Raw genomic sequence first — 16,863 nt, 5'->3', positions numbered from 1 at the left:
TATTCCTAAACACAAATCGCAACACAACCAAAACATTAAATTACAATAAGTTATAATAAAAACAAAAATAAAAATAGGATTTAGCTTACATCAAGGTATGGTCAATGTCTTACAAAGGAAGAGATGATATCGACAAAATACAAATACAAAAAAAAGCAGCTTGCGCTGCTTTTTGTAACCACTATAGATTTTAGGATTAATAATAAAACTAATCTCTACTACTTTAGTGCAGTCCACCTAAGTACTTAGAAAGCACTTCGATGTCTTTATCTGTTAGTTTAATGGCAATATCGTGCATCATGCCATTTAAATCATTATGACGTGTGCCATCACGGAATTTCTCAAGCTGTGACTTGATGTATTCTGGATGTTGAAAAGAAATTTTTGGAAACTTAGCTAGTGATGAACCATTACCACGTGGACCATGACATGCTGCGCATGCTGGAATACCACGTTCTGCATCACCTGCTTTATAAAGCATTGCGCCAACGTCAACCACATCTTTAGGTGTCGCACCTTCAGACATGTTAAGTGACGAGAAATAAGCAGCCAAATCTTTCATGTCTTGATCGTTCAACGGCATTGCCATCGCGCTCATGACTGGATCCATACGACCTTCTTTGCCGCCTGAGGTCATACCTGACTTCAATTCAGTAAGTTGCTTATAAATATAATCCGCGTGCTGGCCTGCAAGTTTCGGGTAGATATTAACCGGCGCGTTACCGTCTGGGCCGTGACAAGCCGCACACGTTGCTGATTTTTCTTTACCTGCGTTTACATCGCCATCAAATGCTGTTGCGTTGCTTGCTGACAACGCACCAAGCAATATAGTTAAAGATAGTGCTATTTTTTTCATGGTGAATTCTCTGTTTCCGACCCTGTATCATCTACAATATGGATGTTGTGATTCATATATTCTACACGATAATAAATTCTCTGGCACGTTTTCTACTCATATTAAACTTATAAATTATAGGGTTTTGACCTAGATTAAGCTTTCGCCGTATCATTTTCGTTGGTTTTAGCCCGCTATCTTAGTCTAAATCCGCTTTTTAATAGTGTAGTAATAGTATAAAATGCGCCCCTTAAGTGAACTTTAATTAAGTAAAGTTTACTCGCTGTAATACTTAATTAAGTTTCTAGGAGAGCCTGTGCTCAAATCTCGTATCAAATATAACACTGCGTCGTTCGTTACCAGCGCTCCAGATATCACTAAATTGCCTGCTGATACGGGAATTGAAGTTGCCTTTGCTGGCCGCTCCAACGCCGGTAAGTCTAGCGCTCTTAATGCATTAACTGACCAAAAACTGGCACGCACCAGTAAAACCCCTGGCCGTACGCAACTGATCAACACATTTGAATTAGCCGATGTTGATGATATGCGCCTAATCGATTTACCTGGCTATGGTTTTGCTAAGGTACCGATCGAAATGAAAAAGAAATGGCAAAAGTCATTAGGTGAATACCTGCAAAAACGTCAAAGTTTAAAAGGTATCGTGATCTTAATGGATATTCGTCATCCTCTTAAAGATTTAGACCGCGATTTAATTAATTGGGCAATTGGTAGTGAAATTCCAGTATTGGCACTATTAACTAAAGCCGACAAACTAAAGCAAGGTGCACGTAAAGCACAGGTGCTGCAAGTTCGTCGCGAGTTAAGCAGCTTAGAAGGTGATATTACCGTTCATGCGTTTTCATCTTTAAAAGGCACAGGATTACCTGAAGTCGCGAAGAAATTAGATGAATGGTTCCTAGGGCCAATTGTTGCAATACCACCTACTGATATTGAACAAACGCCTGAATCAGATGCTTAATCACACGTTTAAGTAAAAACGCTGACCCGCAGATTGAATGAAATAGCCTTGCTTATCAGCTTGTGCTATTTCTGCCCACTGATAAAACACACTTCTTGATACCCGAGCACTACAGCCATACGGTAACTGTAAATACGGCACATCATTGCCCTGATAATCTTGTACTACTAAAGGTTGTTCGCAGGTTACTAGCCAAGTTCGCTGTAAATTATCCACACAACATAACACTTGCCCTTGTTCTGTCATTTCAAAGCGCCAATTAACGATTATAAAGGGAGCATCATGGACAGTAATAGCTATTTTTTCGATTGGTGTTTTTAAATAAAAAGCATCCTGCTCTTTACACAGAACTGAGGCAAACAGCTTAACCATAGCAATACGAGTAATTTTACTACCGCTATAAAACCAATCTCCTTGTTGATTAATCACAATTGGCAGCTCACCACAATGCTGCGGCTGCCATTGCGCAAATGGCTTGCTTGGCTGCTCAAGTGCAGTGGCAAGCTCATTCAAAGAGTGCATAATTTAATGCTTGTTCATCGTTAATGAAAAACTAACAGGTACTGCTGTTGCTATCGATGGCAAACCTGCTAACTTTTGCAATTGCATAATGCCATCTATGACAGCAAAGTCTGCGCCATTAATAATAATTGGGCTCATTGACGAAACAGTAATGTCCCCTTGCGATGACAGGTTGGCTATAACATCCACTGTAATCTCTTTCTTAGCACCATGAAAATCAAGTTCAGCACTAACACCTTTAAACACATGTTGGCCAGGCTCAAGCGCATTTAATTGCTTGCTTAAATTAGCTGTTATGGTTGCGGTTGGAAACTTCGCTGTTTCAAATAACAACTTGGTCATGCGTTCATTACGAATAGGGATCATCGTTTCAACTGAGCTCAGCTCAATATCGACTGATAAAGAGCCATTTTCAGCTAAACTACCTGACACATTTTTGAAGTGATGCACTTCAGCAATACTATTTGACTTAATAGACACAAAACTTACTTTGCTTTGATCATTGTTAACCTGCCAGTCAGCACAGGCAACACCAGAGACTAATAGGCTTGATAACGAAAGACCTAATATCGCAATTGATTTAACCATCACGCATTCCTTTCAAAATGAAAATGAGATTCAATGGTATCACTTGTTCTATGAAGTGCAATCAATAGCATAATAAATAACAGAGACAAAAAAACGACCCAACAAATTAATGCTGGGCCGGTATAGCAAACTGGGGAGAAGCTATCAATACGAGCACCCTTTCGAGTGCATCATCAACAGGATGTCCTACAGGATGAGGACGACGCGGACTTTACCAAACTAACCATGATAAATAAACTAAATACAGGTACTAACTAGTCGAATTGATAAACATATAACTAATACTACAAACTGCATGTTAATTTAACTTAATATTAACATTGAATTATTGCTCAAAATTTGCTCTATTAAATAATTGGAATAAAGACTCCACACTCTTTAAGTTGCTTTGACAACTCAAAAGCGTGCTCACACACAATATAAAGAGCAATGACCATGAAAAAAATAACTATTCTATATTTATGCAGTTTACTATTTATTTTTAGCTGCAATACCCACGCAGGCTACACCAAAACCAAATATCCCATCGTACTAGCCCATGGAATTATGGGCTTTGACGATGTTCTAGGGATTGATTATTTCTACCGAGTGCCAGCAAACCTCAGTAGAGATGGTGCACAAGTCTATGTAACAGCTGTCTCACCGTTAAATAGCTCTGAACAACGAGGTGAACAATTGCTACAACAAGTTGAACAGATAATTGCATTAAACGGTACAACAAAAGTTAATCTCATTGGTCATAGCCAAGGCGCGCAAAGTATTCGCTATGTTGCCTCACTACGCCCCGACTTAGTTGCCTCTGCGACCAGTGTTGGTGGTGTTAATTTTGGTAGCCCTGTTGCTGATGTGGTCCGCCAAGGAATAACCCCAGGCTCTAAGTTAGAAGGCATCGCTAAAACGGCCTTTGATGCATTTGGCGGGTTAATCGCATTACTCTCTGGCAATAGTCAGTTACCACAAGATGCGCTTGGTGCATTGGGGAGCTTAACTACAGAGGGCGCGCTGGCCTTTAATCAAAAATACCCAGAAGGGCTACCTGCAGAGCAATGCCAGCAAGGATCTATGTATGCTAGTAATGGCGTATATTACTTTTCTTGGAGTGGCACACGAATTTTAACAAATATATTTGACCCATCAGATGCAGCACTGGCGATCACTTCAATGCTGATCCCAGGCGATGACGATGGCTTAGTCTCTCGTTGTAGTAGCCATTTAGGTTATGTATTAAAAGATAATTACCGCATGAATCACCTTGATGAAGTGAATCAACTAATTGGCTTTCATCATTTATTTGCAACCGATCCACTGACAGTCTACCGTCAACATGCTAATCGCTTAAAAAAATTAGGCTTATAAACAATGAAGCGGTTGCTCATTTTAGTGCTAGTGATATCTATCACTAGCACTGCTATTATTTTTTTACTCAGCGACGCAAAACTAACAAGTGCAACGCCACCACATATCGATCCACCGATGGCAATTGATAGCATTTTTGAACACGTTATATTAGCTAGCCAAGAGTCCGATGAGTTTAGCGCTTCGCAAGCTCTACATCAGTGCGAAAAGTTAGTTACTTGCAAAGTAAATAGGGCTCTATTTGAGCGCTACCTCAGCTTTAAGATAACGCTGGCAGAACTACAACAACAGATCGCTCATTTACCGCTAAGCGAACAATTAATTGCAATGATCGCTTTTCAACAGCGCTACTTCAGTGCCGCGGAAATAGCTCTTTTATTTAACGATGATAATGAGTGGCAGCACTATACGATTGCCAAGCTTGAAATTAATCAGAACAACCATATTAGTGATGAATTAAAGCAACAATTATTATCTAATTTAGAGGGCGAACAACCTGAGCGTATTATCCGGGCACTAAAACCAAGTAACGATCTAAAAGCTTTAAACACTGAGTTAAAAGATGCCCTGCAACAACAAGACTACAATCAACTGGCTGCGGAATTTGGCGATGCTGCAGCAACAAGGTTAATCGCTCTAGAGCAGCAGCGCCGGCAATGGCAAACATTGAGTGAGCAACTCACACAACAAATTAAACTGTTAAAACAACACTATGAGCCACAGCAAGCAGAACAAAAAATTACCCAGCTACTTGATGAGCATTTAACCGCAAATCAAAAAAGGCGGTTTTTAGTGTTATACCCATTGTATTAAATTACTAGCCTATCATTGCGTAGGCATAAAAAAGCGCGGCTTCAGTCATTGCAGCCGCGCTTACATGATTTAAAAAGTTCAGAGATTAATGGGCTTGTTGCCAATTATCGCCGCTGTCCGCTTCGACCACTAATGGCACATCTAATTTCGCAGCATCAGACATTAACTGGCAAATTTCTGCAGTGTATTGCTCAACACACTCAGTTTTGATTTCAAATACCAATTCATCGTGCACTTGCATCAGTAACTTAACGGTACTCGGTGCTTGTTCATACACCCATTTGTTAACTGTTAGCATGGCTTTTTTGATGATATCAGCAGCGGTGCCTTGCATGGGTGCATTAATCGCAGCACGTTCAGCCCCTTTACGACGCGCGCCATTACGGGCATTGATCTCAGGTAAATGTAAGCGACGACCAAAAATAGTTTCAACATAGCCATTTTCGGCGGCTTTCTCACGGGTTGATTCCATGTACTCAAGCACACCAGGGAAACGTTCAAAATACTTATCAATGTAATGTTGCGCTTCATGGCGCGGTACATCAAGTTGACGTGCTAAACCAAATGCCGACATGCCATAAATTAAACCAAAGTTAACCGCTTTAGCTTTACGGCGCATATCTGTGGTTACATCTTCTAACTCAACCCCAAACACTTCCGCAGCGGTTGCACTATGTACATCAAGACCATTGGCAAACGCATTTAACAAGCCTTTATCTTGCGATAAGTGCGCCATGATACGTAGTTCTATTTGGCTGTAATCGGCAGCCACTATCTTATAGCCATCCGCAGCAATAAAAGCCTCACGAATCCGACGCCCTTCTTCTGAACGAATTGGAATATTCTGTAAGTTAGGATCGGTCGAGCTTAAGCGCCCTGTTGCCGTTACCGCTTGATGGTAAGAGGTATGCACACGCTTCGTTTGCTCATTCACCATTAATGGCAGTTTGTCGGTGTAGGTCGATTTAAGCTTAGATAAACCACGGTGTTCGATGATTACTTTTGGTAATGGATAATCGTGAGCTAATTCTTGCAGCACTTCTTCAGCTGTTGATGGTGCGCCTTTTGGCGTTTTTTTAATAACTGGCAGTTCCAGCTTTTCAAATAACAACACTTGTAATTGCTTTGGTGAGCTTAAGTTAAATGGTTCGCCAGCGATCTCATGCGCTTCTTTTTCCAGCTCAATTAAACGCTCACCCAAACGCTGACTGTGTGCGGCAAGCATTTTGCTATCAATCGCAACACCGGTGCGCTCAATATCTGAAATTACACTAAGCAGCGGTAATTCTATTTCTTCAAATACCGATTTAAGTTTTTCATCAGCAGCTATTTTAGGCCATAACACTTCATGTAAACGAAGGGTAATATCAGCATCTTCAGCAGCATACGGCGCGGCTTTTTCAAGTTCAATTTGATTAAACGTCAGCTGTTTTTTGCCTTTGCCTGCAATATCTTCAAAACTGATATTTTTATGGCCTAAATATTTCAGTGCTAACGAGTCCATATCATGGCGAGTGCCAACACTATTAAATACGTAAGATTCAAGCATAGTATCGAATTTAATGCCTTTGAGTTCAAAACCAGCATTGGCTAGTATGCTCTTATCGTATTTAAGGTTTTGCCCTACTTTTGCTTTGTTTTCATCCGCTAGGATTGGCCCTATCTTAGCCATTACCGTCTCTAAACTTAACTGTTCAGGTGCGCCAGGATAATCATGGCCAATCGGTAAATACACGGCTTCGCCTGCTTTCACAGCAAAACTCATCCCGACAAGTTTAGCTTGCATGTAATCAAGGCTGGTTGTTTCAGTATCAAAGGCAAATAGTTCTGCGGCATTTAATTGCTCGACTAAGGTATCTAATTGCTCTGTGGTCAGGACTGTTTCATATTGCGCATCAGCCACTTGCGGTAATTCATTCGCTTCACTGGGGACAGCCAAGTGAGTGTCTGCATCTTTTGGATTATCTAATAACTCAGCTAACCAGCGACGGAACTCACACTCGCCATACAAGGCAATCAATTCATCACGGTTTGGTTCTTGCAATTTAAAGGTATCTAAGTCTGATTCAACCTCCACATCACATTTAATGGTAGCCAGTTCATAACTTAGCGGTAAATGATCAGCTGCTGCGGCAAGTTTTTCGCCGATCTTACCTTTGATCTCATCGGCATGATCAAGCACACCTTGTAATGAGCCGTATTTTTGCAACCACTTAACCGCCGTTTTTGGACCGCATCCATCTACACCTGGGATATTATCTACTTTATCGCCCATTAAAGCTAAGTAATCGATGATCAACTCAGGACCAACGCCAAATTTTTCAACCACAGTGTCGGGATCAGAAATACTGTCGGTCATAGTATTGATCAAGGTAACGTGTTCATTAACTAATTGAGCCATGTCTTTATCACCGGTTGAGATCAATACATGACGCTGCTGCTCTGAGGCAATCCGCGCAAAAGTACCAATCACGTCATCGGCTTCGACACCTTCAATGCTAATAAGCGGAAAACCCATCGCTTTTATAATACTATGCAGCGGCGCTATTTGTGTTCGTAAGTCATCTGGCATCGGTGGACGATTGGCCTTGTATTCACTGTACATATCATTACGGAAAGTTTTACCTTTAGCATCAAAAACCACCACCATATGGCTTGGATCATATTGTTTGATCAGGCTTTTCATCATATTAACAACGCCGTAAATAGCGCCTGTTGCTTCACCTTTAGAGTTAGTTAAATGTGGTGGTGAATGATATGCACGGAATAAGTAGGAAGAGCCATCAACTAAAATAAGCGGATTTTCAGGGATCTGAGCCATGGTGTAATTGGATCCTAAATGAGGTAAAACTAAATATCGGTAAGCATGCCATAAGGACACACATAAAACGACTGTGAATTATGCTTTGTTTAAACTATTAAATAAGAGTAAGTTGTGGATAACTATGTAGATAACACCCACAAGCTATTCTTCCAAAGTAATTTAAAACTACTTAGAAACTCTTAACTGCATGTTTTTATTAAAAAAGATAATACGAGGTTCGTTTTTTATTATTTTTATCACAATGTGGAAAAGCATTTTAATGCTTTGCTTGATTGCGTTTATTTACAACTAAAAAGCGGTTAATTCATTCCTTATAAATAACCGGACGAGCATTCTACCACAATGGATCAAAGATCATAGCGATCCTTTATAATTTTTTCCTATTAGCTAACTTTAAAAAAAGCATATAGCCCGTTTTTACTATGCTTTGGATGTATTAATCGAATAAAAATAATCTTTAATACACCATAATTATGATCATCAAATGATCTTAATAAGGCCACAACAGCAAGCAAAAGTCATGCTAAACTGACTTTATAAATAATAAATAAGGGCATAGTATATGAAAAAAATAGCTGTAATTTTAGCAGGTTGTGGAGTTTATGACGGTGCAGAAATCAACGAAGCCGTAATAACGTTATTGCATATTGCCAAAGCCGGAGCAAGCTACCAGTGTTTTGCCCCTGATATTGATCAATTGCACACGATCAATCACCTGAATGGGGAACAAATGACCCCTAACCGGAACGTATTAGTCGAAGCGGCGCGCATTGCCCGTGGCGATATCAAAGCGTTAACACTGTTAGACGTTAATGATTTTGATGCGTTAATTGTCCCTGGTGGATTTGGCGCAGCCAAAAACCTCTGTGACTTTGCTGTCAAAGGTGTGCAAACACAATTAAACCCTGAAATGCTCTGTGCAGCTAAAGCATTTGCAAATGCCAAAAAACCAGCAGGCTATATGTGCATTGCTCCAGCAATGATCCCATTGATCTACAGTGCTGGCGTAAAAACCACTATTGGTAATGATGTTGATACTGCTAACGCACTACAAAGTTTAGGTGCTCAACACATTGATTGTGCTGTAGATGATATTGTAATTGATGAGCAACATAAACTCGTAAGCACTCCAGCTTATATGTTAGCGCAGTCAATTTTAGATACTGATGCAGGCATCGAGAAATTAGTTGCGAATGTACTGGCTATGAGCTAAACAGCTGCGAAACGTCGTAATTTGAGCTCGTCAATCCACCAGTTTGTATACGATCTTTTCTTGCGTTAGCGCAAAAAATAGTACTTTTTTAATAATAAAAAGTGATCGTAACGTTTTATAAATTGTGGCTAAGCGTTATAATCGAATTAAATTCCGTCATCTATCGTGATTGATCACGTTCAAATCGAAGTGAGCAAGGCAAAATGAAAAAACTATCAACAGCATTATTATTGCTAGCAACCACCGCATACGCACAGCCATATGATAACTCTATGACTGAAGATGCGATCAAAAAACGTATCGCACCTATTGGTGCCGTTTATTTTGAAGGCGATAAAGCAGCAGTTGCTGAAGTGCCAACAGGTCCTCGTACCGGTGAACAAGTTTACCAAGCGGCATGCTTTGCATGTCATGGTACTGGCGCACTTGGAGCGCCAAAATCAGCCGATGATTGGGCTCCTCGCTTAGCGAAAGGCACCGACACTCTATTGAACCATGCAATTAATGGTTTTAATGCAATGCCACCACGCGGTACATGCATGGATTGCTCAGATGATGAAATAAGCGCAGCTATTGATTTTATGAGCAAAAAATAATACTTAATTCTGTACTATTTTTCTATAAAGGCTGATATTTTCAGCCTTTTTTATTATCGATACAAAGATAAACCAACCTTTCTCACTATTTATTATTATTACTTTCTAATACTATTGTCCGCTTGACGATTCGTTAAAAAAGTGAAAATATAAGAACAATAAATATACAATAATAAAAATCGGTTTAATGTCACTGGAAGATATAACAGCTTTACTACATAAGCTGGAGCATAAAAACAATCGTTTAAAAACTCTAGTCCAAAAGTATAAGCAATCCCACCACCTAAAAAATGCGCTGATCCAATTATCAGAGCAGGCTAGCTCTGTTGCCGAATTAACACTACTTTACCCTGCTATTCATGATATTTTGCAAGATTATGTACCAAGTAAAAGCTTTTACGTAGTGCTGTTAAATCAATTTAGTAACACCCTTGAGTTATCTTACTTTGCCGATGAAAAAGATGGTATTTCTGTGCCACTTAATCAAGATAATAATTTTCTCCAAGGGGTCACTGGGTATGTGTTTAAGCAAGGTAAAACCATCTACTTCCAAGGTGATGAAATGCAGACTGCTGCCAATAAGGGCTTATTTAAGTTACTTGGCACACCAGCAGAACATTGGGTAGGCGTGCCAGTATATCGAGAGCAAAGCATTATTGGGGTGCTAGTCGCACAAAGTTACGATAAACAACAAAACTACTCTGAGCAACAAATCGAGCTGTTAGAAGTCATGTCGCTCTACTTATCAACAGCTATCGAGCGGGTAAAAAAACGCGAATTACTAGAGTCTGAAGTAAGAATAAGAACTCGCGCATTAACGCAAAGCAATGAAGCACTTAACCTCGAAGTAGAACAACATAAAAAAACCCTCGCACGGCAACATATTCTGTTTAAAATTTCAGAACTAGCAACGCAAACGAAGCATATTGATGAAATATACCAGCAGGTACATGAAATAATAAAATCAATAACTTACGCTGATAATTTATACATTGCATTGTATGATCGCGAAACGGGTTGGTTAAGCTTTCCGTACTGTGTGGATGAATATAGAGATAATACTCAACCGCGTCCTTTCGCCAAAGGTTATAGCGAATTAGTATTACGTACCGAACAAACTCAACTCATTGATTGTAATCGAGCACAAAAATTACTCAAGTCAGGTGAGGTAGAACGACTAGGACAAGTCTCCGACTCAAACTCAGCAACTAGCTGGTTAGGTGCACCATTAAAAACGGCGCAAGGTGTGATTGGCTTAATAACTTGCCAAGCCTACAATCATAAGCATATTTTTAATCAAGACGACTTTGAATTAATTACCTTTGTATCGCATCAAATAGCGACTGTATTACAAGCACATTTGGCTGCTCAAGCCTTAAAACAGAGTCATCAGCAATTAGAGTTTCGGGTTGCTGAAAAAACCAAAGAGATCCGCCAAACCAACATGCATTTACAAATGCAAATTGAAGAGCGTAAAAAAGTAGAGCAACAGCTATACCACGATGCACACCACGACCCGCTTACTGGCTTGCCTAATCGCAGTTTGTTTTTAACCCAATTAGAAAAAACTCTACAGCATTATCAACGTTACCCTGAACAACAGTTTGCTGTGTTATTTATTGATTTAGACAAGTTTAAAGATATTAACGATCAACTTGGTCATCAAGCCGGGGATCAGTTTTTAATTAGCGTCAGTGAGTCTTTTTCACAATGTATTCGGGAGCACGATTTACTTGCGCGCTTAGGCGGCGATGAATTTGTTATTTTATTAACTCATTTAACCGATCGTCAACAAGCCGAAGATGTTGCCAAGCGATTAATTGAACTGATGAAAAAGCCATTTTGCATGAAAGGTATTTGCGTACAAAGTGGTGCCAGTGTCGGTATTACCTATTCGAAAACAAACTACAAGCACACTGATGAAATTATTCGTGATGCTGATGCTGCCATGTATTATGCAAAAAATGCTGGCCGCAGCCGGTTTGAATTTTATCATCCATTACTTAATGCCGGCACCAGTCCATATGAGCTAGAAACCAGTCATCACTTAGACTCTTTACCAATGCATTTTCGCTGCTCTGAAATCATCACTATTGATGAACAGCATCAATCAGAATCATTGCTTGAGGCGTTTGGCGAACACCCAGTACTTGGCAGCACCAGTTTTGAAATATTAAAGAAGTTTGCCGCTGATAAAGTACAACAGCTGGAAGTGGAATTACAGTTATTAACCAAAGCGTGCCAACAGATCCAAACGGCACAGCTGCAAATGGTATTATTCCCTTGCTCAGGTTTATTACTGGAGAAAAATGAATTTCAGGCGTTATGCCTAACAATGCAAAACCACAACATAACAAAACAAATTTGCTTATTATTTAACGAACAAGAGATCCGTTATGCTTCAGCGATGCAAATTAGCAATTTAAAAATGCTCAGTGAACAAGGCTATTCGATTGGCTTAAATGATTTTGCTAAAGATCGCTGCGAACTTAATTTACTTTGTGATCTCAATTTCAACTATTTATTACTTAGCTCTACCTTTAGTAAGCGAGTGTTACAACAAAAAAGCTTTGATTTACAACTACAAGGGGTACTGGCGATAACTAAGATAAAACAAATGAAAGTGATCGCGAAAGGCCCTTCAATATTAAATTATAGAGCCTTATTAGACACGCATGGTTTATCGCTTTTTATTGGTAGGCAACATGCGATTAATTCCACAGTAACACTACCAACGGACTCTTCGAACGAGCAAATTTTAAATTAACGATATGCGTCGCGGATAACCAGTTTATTATCCGCAATTCATATGAACTACTCAGGCTTTTTCAGCATAGCACGTAAATTAGCGACTCTGGCTTGGCCTTTTTCCATTCGTTCAGCTTGCGTATTTGGCGCTTTTTTATTTTCAAATGCTAAATCATCTTGCGGTAACTCTTGTACAAAACGGCTCAACTCGGTTTGTGATGTTTCGCCAAATTGACGACGAATTTTCGCATAGGTCATGGTCAGCTCTTGTTGAGCGCGAGTGATCCCCACATAGGCTAAACGACGCTCTTCATCAACGTTTTCTTCATCAATACTCACTTGATGAGGTAATAAACCCTCTTCCATGCCGACCATAAATACGTAAGGATACTCCAAGCCTTTAGAGGCATGTAACGTGAGTAATTGCACCGCATCAGCTTCATCTTCTTCTTCGTTACGTTCTAGCATGTCACGCAAAGTTAACTTACTCACCACTTCAGCAAGCGTCAATGGCGGGTTATCCGCATCACCTGTGAGCATATCGGTGATCCAACGGTACAACTCAGAAACATTCTTCATGCGCATTTCTGCGGCTTTCGCACTCGGCGATGACTCGTATAAATAGGCTTCGTAATTTATTTGTCTGACTAAATCTTTTACCGCTTCTAGCGTATCACCACGTACCGCATTATCTGACAGCTCAACCACCCAACGTGCAAATCCCGCCAACGAGTTTAAGCCACGCCCTTTTAAGCGATAACCTAAGTCGTTATCAAAACAGGTGGCAAATAAACTGGCATGTTTTTCATTGGCTAAAGTGCCCAACTTTTCCAGCGTAACTGTGCCTATTTCACGGCGCGGAGTATTCACAATACGTAGAAACGCATTGTCGTCGTCTTGATTCACCAATAAGCGCAAGTACGCCATTATATCTTTGATCTCAGAGCGTGAGAAAAACGACATTCCGCCACTGATCTTGTAAGGTATTCGGTTACTCATCAACGACTTTTCAAAGCCACGCGCTTGGTGATTACCACGGTATAAAATAGCGTAATCTTTATAACTTGTGCGCTTCATAAATTTATGCGAGATGATCTCGGCGACGACCCGCTCTGATTCATGTTCTTCATCACGACAGCCAATCACTTTGATCGGCTCGCCATTTTCTAGTTCACTAAACAATTTTTTATCAAATTCATGAGGGTTATTGGCAATTAAGATATTAGCAGCTTTTAAAATACGCTTCACACTGCGATAGTTTTGCTCAAGCTTAATGAGTCGTAAACCTGGAAAGTCTTTGCTTAATAACACTAAGTTTTGTGGTCGTGCACCGCGCCATGAATAGATTGACTGGTCGTCATCGCCGACCACGGTAAAACGCGCACGCTCACCCACAAGCAACTTAACTAATTGATATTGACTGGTATTGGTATCTTGATATTCATCCACCAGCAGGTAACGGAAACGTTGTTGCCAGCGCTCACGCGAAGTTGCATTATTGATCAGTAATAAGGTGGGGATCATGATCAAATCATCAAAATCCAAAGCGTTATAAGCGCGTAACTGGGTTTGATAACGCGCATATAATTGCGCAAATAGCGCTTTTTGTGGCTCTCGCGCTTCGCGAATCGCTTGCTCTGGTAAAATAAGCTCGTTCTTCCAGCTGCCTATTTGCATTTTTAATAGATTGAGTAAATCTTTGTCTTTTTTTAGCTCTTCTTCAGTTAAGTCAGCAATTAATTGCCCGGTATCTTGATCATCAAATAACGAAAAGCCAGGTTTAAAACCCAGTGTTGTTAATTCTTTTTTAATGATCTCAAGGCCTAAGGTATGAAAGGTAGATACCCACAAGCCTTTTGACTCTTTTTTACCTAAGGTTTGAAAAACTCGCTCGCGCATCTCTTTCGCCGCTTTATTAGTAAAGGTCACTGCGGCAATATTACGTGCTTGATACTCACATTTTTGTACTAAGTAAGCGATTTTATTAGTAATTACACGAGTTTTACCTGATCCCGCCCCCGCCAGCACTAGGCATGGACCACTAATATATTTTACCGCTTCATCTTGTTTAGGATTGAGTTTCATATCGACCAAAGAGATTGCATTAAAGACGGGCAATTTTAACGTAATCACTACAATACGCCTAGCCAATAAGGTAACATTAGCCATTATCATTTACGCGACAGTAAGGGACAGACATGATCAACCCAGCAAAACTTGAAGAAATTGCCAAACAGATTTCCAGTAACATGCCGCAAGGCGTTAAAAACCTTGCCGATACGTTTGAAGCGAAAACCAAACAAGCTATTCAAAATAAGCTTGCTGAGATGGACTTTGTCAGCCGTGAAGAATTTGATGTACAAAGCCAAGTACTAATTCGCACCCGCGAAAAGCTCGTTGCATTAGAAGCGAAAGTTGCACTACTTGAGCAACAACTCAGTAGCAATAAACAAAGCGAGCAACCAGAATAATACCGTTTTAGTTATTACTTCAGGCAGCTTCGGCTGCTTGATTTATTTTACGCCTTGCATACAGATCAACATCTATATACGATACGTATACGTTTTATATATAGGCACTGTTATGGGTATCGTAAAAATCAGCGACCAACTGCACGAAGAGATCCGCAAAGCCAGTACCACTATGGTACGATCTATAAACTCTCAATCTGAATACTGGATAAAGATAGGCATGCTAGCTGAGCTTAATCCAACCATGACCTACGCCGAAATAATCAAACAGCAACTTGCACAAGCCGATGTAACAGCAGGAGAATCTTTGCATGAGTGAAATAATTATTAAAACTCCCGCACAAATAGAGCTAATGCGTGAGTCTGGTCGCCTACTGGCAAAGGTATTTGCCTATTTAGATAAACAGGTCAAAATCGGCATCACCACCATGGAGATCAATGATTTAGTAGAGCGCTATATTGTTGATGAGCTTGCTGCGCGTCCTGCCAGCAAAGGCCAGTACGATTATCCTTATGTGTTAAACAGCTCAGTAAATGAAGTAGTCTGTCATGGTTTTCCAGACCCTAAACGCGCGTTAAAATCAGGCGATATCGTCAATTTAGATATTACCCTTGAGAAAAATGGCTTTATTGCCGATTCAAGTAAAATGTATATGCTTGGTGAAGTGTCACCGCTGGCCAAGCGCTTAGTCGAAAAAACTTATCAAGCAATGTGGCAAGGCATCAAGCTCGTAAAACCGGGAGTCAGGTTAGGCGATATTGGCAACGCTATCGCTAATTTTGCCCATACTAATGGCTATAGCGTTGTACGTGAATACTGCGGACATGGTATTGGTGAGCAAATGCACGAAGAGCCGCAAGTTTTACATTATGGTAAACGCAATACCGGCATTGAACTTAAAGAAGGCATGACCTTTACCATTGAGCCGATGATCAACCAAGGGGCGGCAAAAGTAAAAACTAAACCGGATGGCTGGACTGTGGTTACTCGTGATAAAAAGCTTTCTGCGCAGTGGGAGCACACCATAGTCGTCACCGCTGACGGCTATGAAGTACTGACTTTACGCGAAGAAGAAATCGCTATTGCGACGGTATAAGTCAGGTTAACACCATGGCCATTTTATTAGTAAATGATCCATTGCCCCATTTGAGCTTTCAAAAATTCGCACCCGATCAACGCTTAGCTGATTGGGTGCAGTGTTATTGGAAAATAGGTTCAACCACTACACAAACAACACTGTTATTTACAGAAAAGCTCTACCCTGATGCAGGCGCAAGCCTAACAATTGATTTTAGCAACGCGACACCCGTTATTACCTTCGCATTTAATCGTCAAACGCAGGCAATAACTTTCAGCAATCAGGATTATTTAGTTAGTATTCGTTTTGCGCCTACTGGTGCTTATCACTTATTAGGTATAACGCTACACGAATTAGCTGAAGGAAATTATCTACTCGGGGAAGATTTTACCCCAAGCTGGTATCACAGTTTAATGCCATGCGTTGAACAAATGCAAAGCAGTCCACTTACCAGTCAACTGTATTTACTTGAGCAGTGGTTACTCAGCCAAGCAATTAGCAATCAACTCGTCAAAAGCAATACGATTAAAGTGATCAAGCAACTTATTCAACTCAATAATTCCACCAGCTGTGTAGGCAAGCAACTTGGCCTGACACGCCGTACTCTTGAGCGTCGCTTGAAAAAAGAAGCCGGAGTTAGTCCAACTCAATTACAGCAATTTTACCGACTAAAAGCCGCACGCACGCTTCTTGCTGACAGCCAAACACCGATAACAGATATAGCCTTGCAATGTGGCTATTATGATCAGGCTCACTTTTGTCATGCCTTTCATAATTTTACCTTTGAAACACCACAGCAATATCGCAAGCGAAAAACATCGAAAGTATAGAGGGTGTTT

15 protein-coding genes are annotated in these 16,863 nt (G+C 40.4%); 10 read left to right on the top strand and 5 right to left on the bottom strand.

Annotated elements, in window-relative coordinates; translation table 11 throughout:
- Window positions 1-223 precede the first annotated feature (223 nt).
- Window positions 224-856 (bottom strand): c-type cytochrome, encoded by a 633-nt coding sequence (locus J7338_RS05305; RefSeq protein ID WP_210796091.1) that lies wholly within the window; start codon window positions 854-856, stop codon window positions 224-226.
- A gap of 295 nt (window positions 857-1,151) precedes the next feature.
- Between J7338_RS05305 and yihA the strand changes: the two genes are divergently transcribed.
- Window positions 1,152-1,814: a ribosome biogenesis GTP-binding protein YihA/YsxC gene (gene yihA / locus J7338_RS05300; protein WP_182740283.1), complete on the top strand. Its 663-nt coding sequence runs from the start codon at window positions 1,152-1,154 to the stop codon at window positions 1,812-1,814.
- On the opposite strand, the gene J7338_RS05295 is transcribed toward yihA, so the two are convergent.
- Both J7338_RS05295 and J7338_RS05290 read right to left on the bottom strand, forming a co-directional pair.
- Entirely contained in the window at window positions 1,815-2,336 is a 522-nt protein-coding gene (locus J7338_RS05295; protein ID WP_210796090.1) for a DUF1285 domain-containing protein, read from the bottom strand.
- Between the two features lie 3 nt (window positions 2,337-2,339).
- Window positions 2,340-2,924, bottom strand: a complete 585-nt coding sequence (locus J7338_RS05290) for a YceI family protein (RefSeq protein ID WP_210796089.1) — start codon at window positions 2,922-2,924, stop codon at window positions 2,340-2,342.
- 435 nt (window positions 2,925-3,359) lie between these two features.
- Here J7338_RS05290 and J7338_RS05285 point away from each other — a divergent pair, with 435 nt between their 5' ends.
- Window positions 3,360-4,280 carry a lipase family alpha/beta hydrolase gene (locus tag J7338_RS05285; RefSeq protein WP_210796088.1) on the top strand — a complete coding sequence of 307 codons (921 nt, stop codon included), beginning with the start codon at window positions 3,360-3,362 and terminating at the stop codon, window positions 4,278-4,280.
- A gap of 3 nt (window positions 4,281-4,283) precedes the next feature.
- On the top strand, window positions 4,284-5,093 hold the full coding sequence (locus J7338_RS05280; RefSeq protein WP_210796087.1) for a lipase secretion chaperone: 810 nt from the start codon (window positions 4,284-4,286) through the stop codon (window positions 5,091-5,093).
- An 85-nt stretch (window positions 5,094-5,178) separates the two neighbouring features.
- Here the strand turns inward: J7338_RS05280 and polA are convergent, their stop codons facing one another.
- On the bottom strand, window positions 5,179-7,914 hold the full coding sequence (gene polA, locus J7338_RS05275; protein WP_210796086.1) for a DNA polymerase I: 2,736 nt from the start codon (window positions 7,912-7,914) through the stop codon (window positions 5,179-5,181).
- Window positions 7,915-8,479: 565 nt separating this feature from the next.
- Here polA and elbB point away from each other — a divergent pair.
- The 3 genes from elbB to J7338_RS05260 all read left to right on the top strand — a co-directional run bounded on the left by elbB (window position 8,480) and on the right by J7338_RS05260 (window position 12,493).
- Window positions 8,480-9,130 carry an isoprenoid biosynthesis glyoxalase ElbB gene (gene elbB, locus J7338_RS05270; protein WP_210796085.1) on the top strand — a complete coding sequence of 217 codons (651 nt, stop codon included), beginning with the start codon at window positions 8,480-8,482 and terminating at the stop codon, window positions 9,128-9,130.
- Between the two features lie 203 nt (window positions 9,131-9,333).
- Window positions 9,334-9,726, top strand: coding sequence for a c-type cytochrome (locus tag J7338_RS05265; RefSeq protein ID WP_210796084.1), 393 nt, complete (start codon window positions 9,334-9,336; stop codon window positions 9,724-9,726).
- Between the two features lie 193 nt (window positions 9,727-9,919).
- Window positions 9,920-12,493: a diguanylate cyclase domain-containing protein gene (locus J7338_RS05260; RefSeq protein WP_415837787.1), complete on the top strand. Its 2,574-nt coding sequence runs from the start codon at window positions 9,920-9,922 to the stop codon at window positions 12,491-12,493.
- Between the two features lie 47 nt (window positions 12,494-12,540).
- Here J7338_RS05260 and rep read toward each other — a convergent pair whose 3' ends face one another.
- The gene (gene rep, locus J7338_RS05255; protein WP_210796227.1) at window positions 12,541-14,559 is read right to left on the bottom strand and encodes a DNA helicase Rep; all 2,019 of its coding nucleotides are present in this window, start codon (window positions 14,557-14,559) and stop codon (window positions 12,541-12,543) included.
- Window positions 14,560-14,672: 113 nt separating this feature from the next.
- Between rep and ubiK the strand changes: the two genes are divergently transcribed.
- The 4 genes from ubiK (at window position 14,673) to J7338_RS05235 (ending at window position 16,854) form a co-directional block, all read left to right on the top strand.
- Window positions 14,673-14,945 carry a ubiquinone biosynthesis accessory factor UbiK gene (gene ubiK, locus J7338_RS05250; protein WP_145238407.1) on the top strand — a complete coding sequence of 91 codons (273 nt, stop codon included), beginning with the start codon at window positions 14,673-14,675 and terminating at the stop codon, window positions 14,943-14,945.
- 112 nt (window positions 14,946-15,057) lie between these two features.
- Entirely contained in the window at window positions 15,058-15,264 is a 207-nt protein-coding gene (locus J7338_RS05245; protein WP_149982600.1) for a ParD-like family protein, read from the top strand.
- A complete protein-coding gene (map, locus tag J7338_RS05240) occupies window positions 15,257-16,042 on the top strand; it encodes a type I methionyl aminopeptidase (protein WP_210796082.1) in 786 nt (261 codons plus the stop codon). The genes J7338_RS05245 and map overlap by 8 nt, the downstream gene beginning before the upstream one ends.
- Window positions 16,043-16,056: 14 nt before the next feature.
- The gene (locus J7338_RS05235) at window positions 16,057-16,854 is read left to right on the top strand and encodes a helix-turn-helix domain-containing protein (RefSeq protein ID WP_210796081.1); all 798 of its coding nucleotides are present in this window, start codon (window positions 16,057-16,059) and stop codon (window positions 16,852-16,854) included.
- The last annotated feature ends 9 nt before the right edge of the window (window positions 16,855-16,863 follow it).

The organism is Pseudoalteromonas ostreae (assembly GCF_018069805.1).
GTDB classification, from domain to species: Bacteria; Pseudomonadota; Gammaproteobacteria; order Enterobacterales; family Alteromonadaceae; genus Pseudoalteromonas; species Pseudoalteromonas ostreae.
The sequence above is the reverse complement of the archived record's forward strand: the minus strand, read 5'-3'. Positions and strand labels throughout refer to the sequence as shown.

Bases quoted from the DNA above. Each gene is read 5' to 3' on its own strand.
- map (WP_210796082.1), top strand. From the start codon at position 15,257: ATGAGTGAAATAATTATTAAAACTCCCGCACAAATAGAGCTAATGCGT.
- ubiK (WP_145238407.1), top strand. From the start codon at position 14,673: ATGATCAACCCAGCAAAACTTGAAGAAATTGCCAAACAGATTTCCAGT.
- elbB (WP_210796085.1), top strand. From the start codon at position 8,480: ATGAAAAAAATAGCTGTAATTTTAGCAGGTTGTGGAGTTTATGACGGT.
- J7338_RS05235 (WP_210796081.1), top strand. From the start codon at position 16,057: ATGGCCATTTTATTAGTAAATGATCCATTGCCCCATTTGAGCTTTCAA.
- J7338_RS05265 (WP_210796084.1), top strand. From the start codon at position 9,334: ATGAAAAAACTATCAACAGCATTATTATTGCTAGCAACCACCGCATAC.
- J7338_RS05280 (WP_210796087.1), top strand. From the start codon at position 4,284: ATGAAGCGGTTGCTCATTTTAGTGCTAGTGATATCTATCACTAGCACT.
- J7338_RS05295 (WP_210796090.1), bottom strand. From the start codon at position 2,336: ATGCACTCTTTGAATGAGCTTGCCACTGCACTTGAGCAGCCAAGCAAG.
- J7338_RS05290 (WP_210796089.1), bottom strand. From the start codon at position 2,924: ATGGTTAAATCAATTGCGATATTAGGTCTTTCGTTATCAAGCCTATTA.
- J7338_RS05245 (WP_149982600.1), top strand. From the start codon at position 15,058: ATGGGTATCGTAAAAATCAGCGACCAACTGCACGAAGAGATCCGCAAA.
- J7338_RS05285 (WP_210796088.1), top strand. From the start codon at position 3,360: ATGAAAAAAATAACTATTCTATATTTATGCAGTTTACTATTTATTTTT.
- J7338_RS05305 (WP_210796091.1), bottom strand. From the start codon at position 856: ATGAAAAAAATAGCACTATCTTTAACTATATTGCTTGGTGCGTTGTCA.
- polA (WP_210796086.1), bottom strand. From the start codon at position 7,914: ATGGCTCAGATCCCTGAAAATCCGCTTATTTTAGTTGATGGCTCTTCC.
- rep (WP_210796227.1), bottom strand. From the start codon at position 14,559: ATGAAACTCAATCCTAAACAAGATGAAGCGGTAAAATATATTAGTGGT.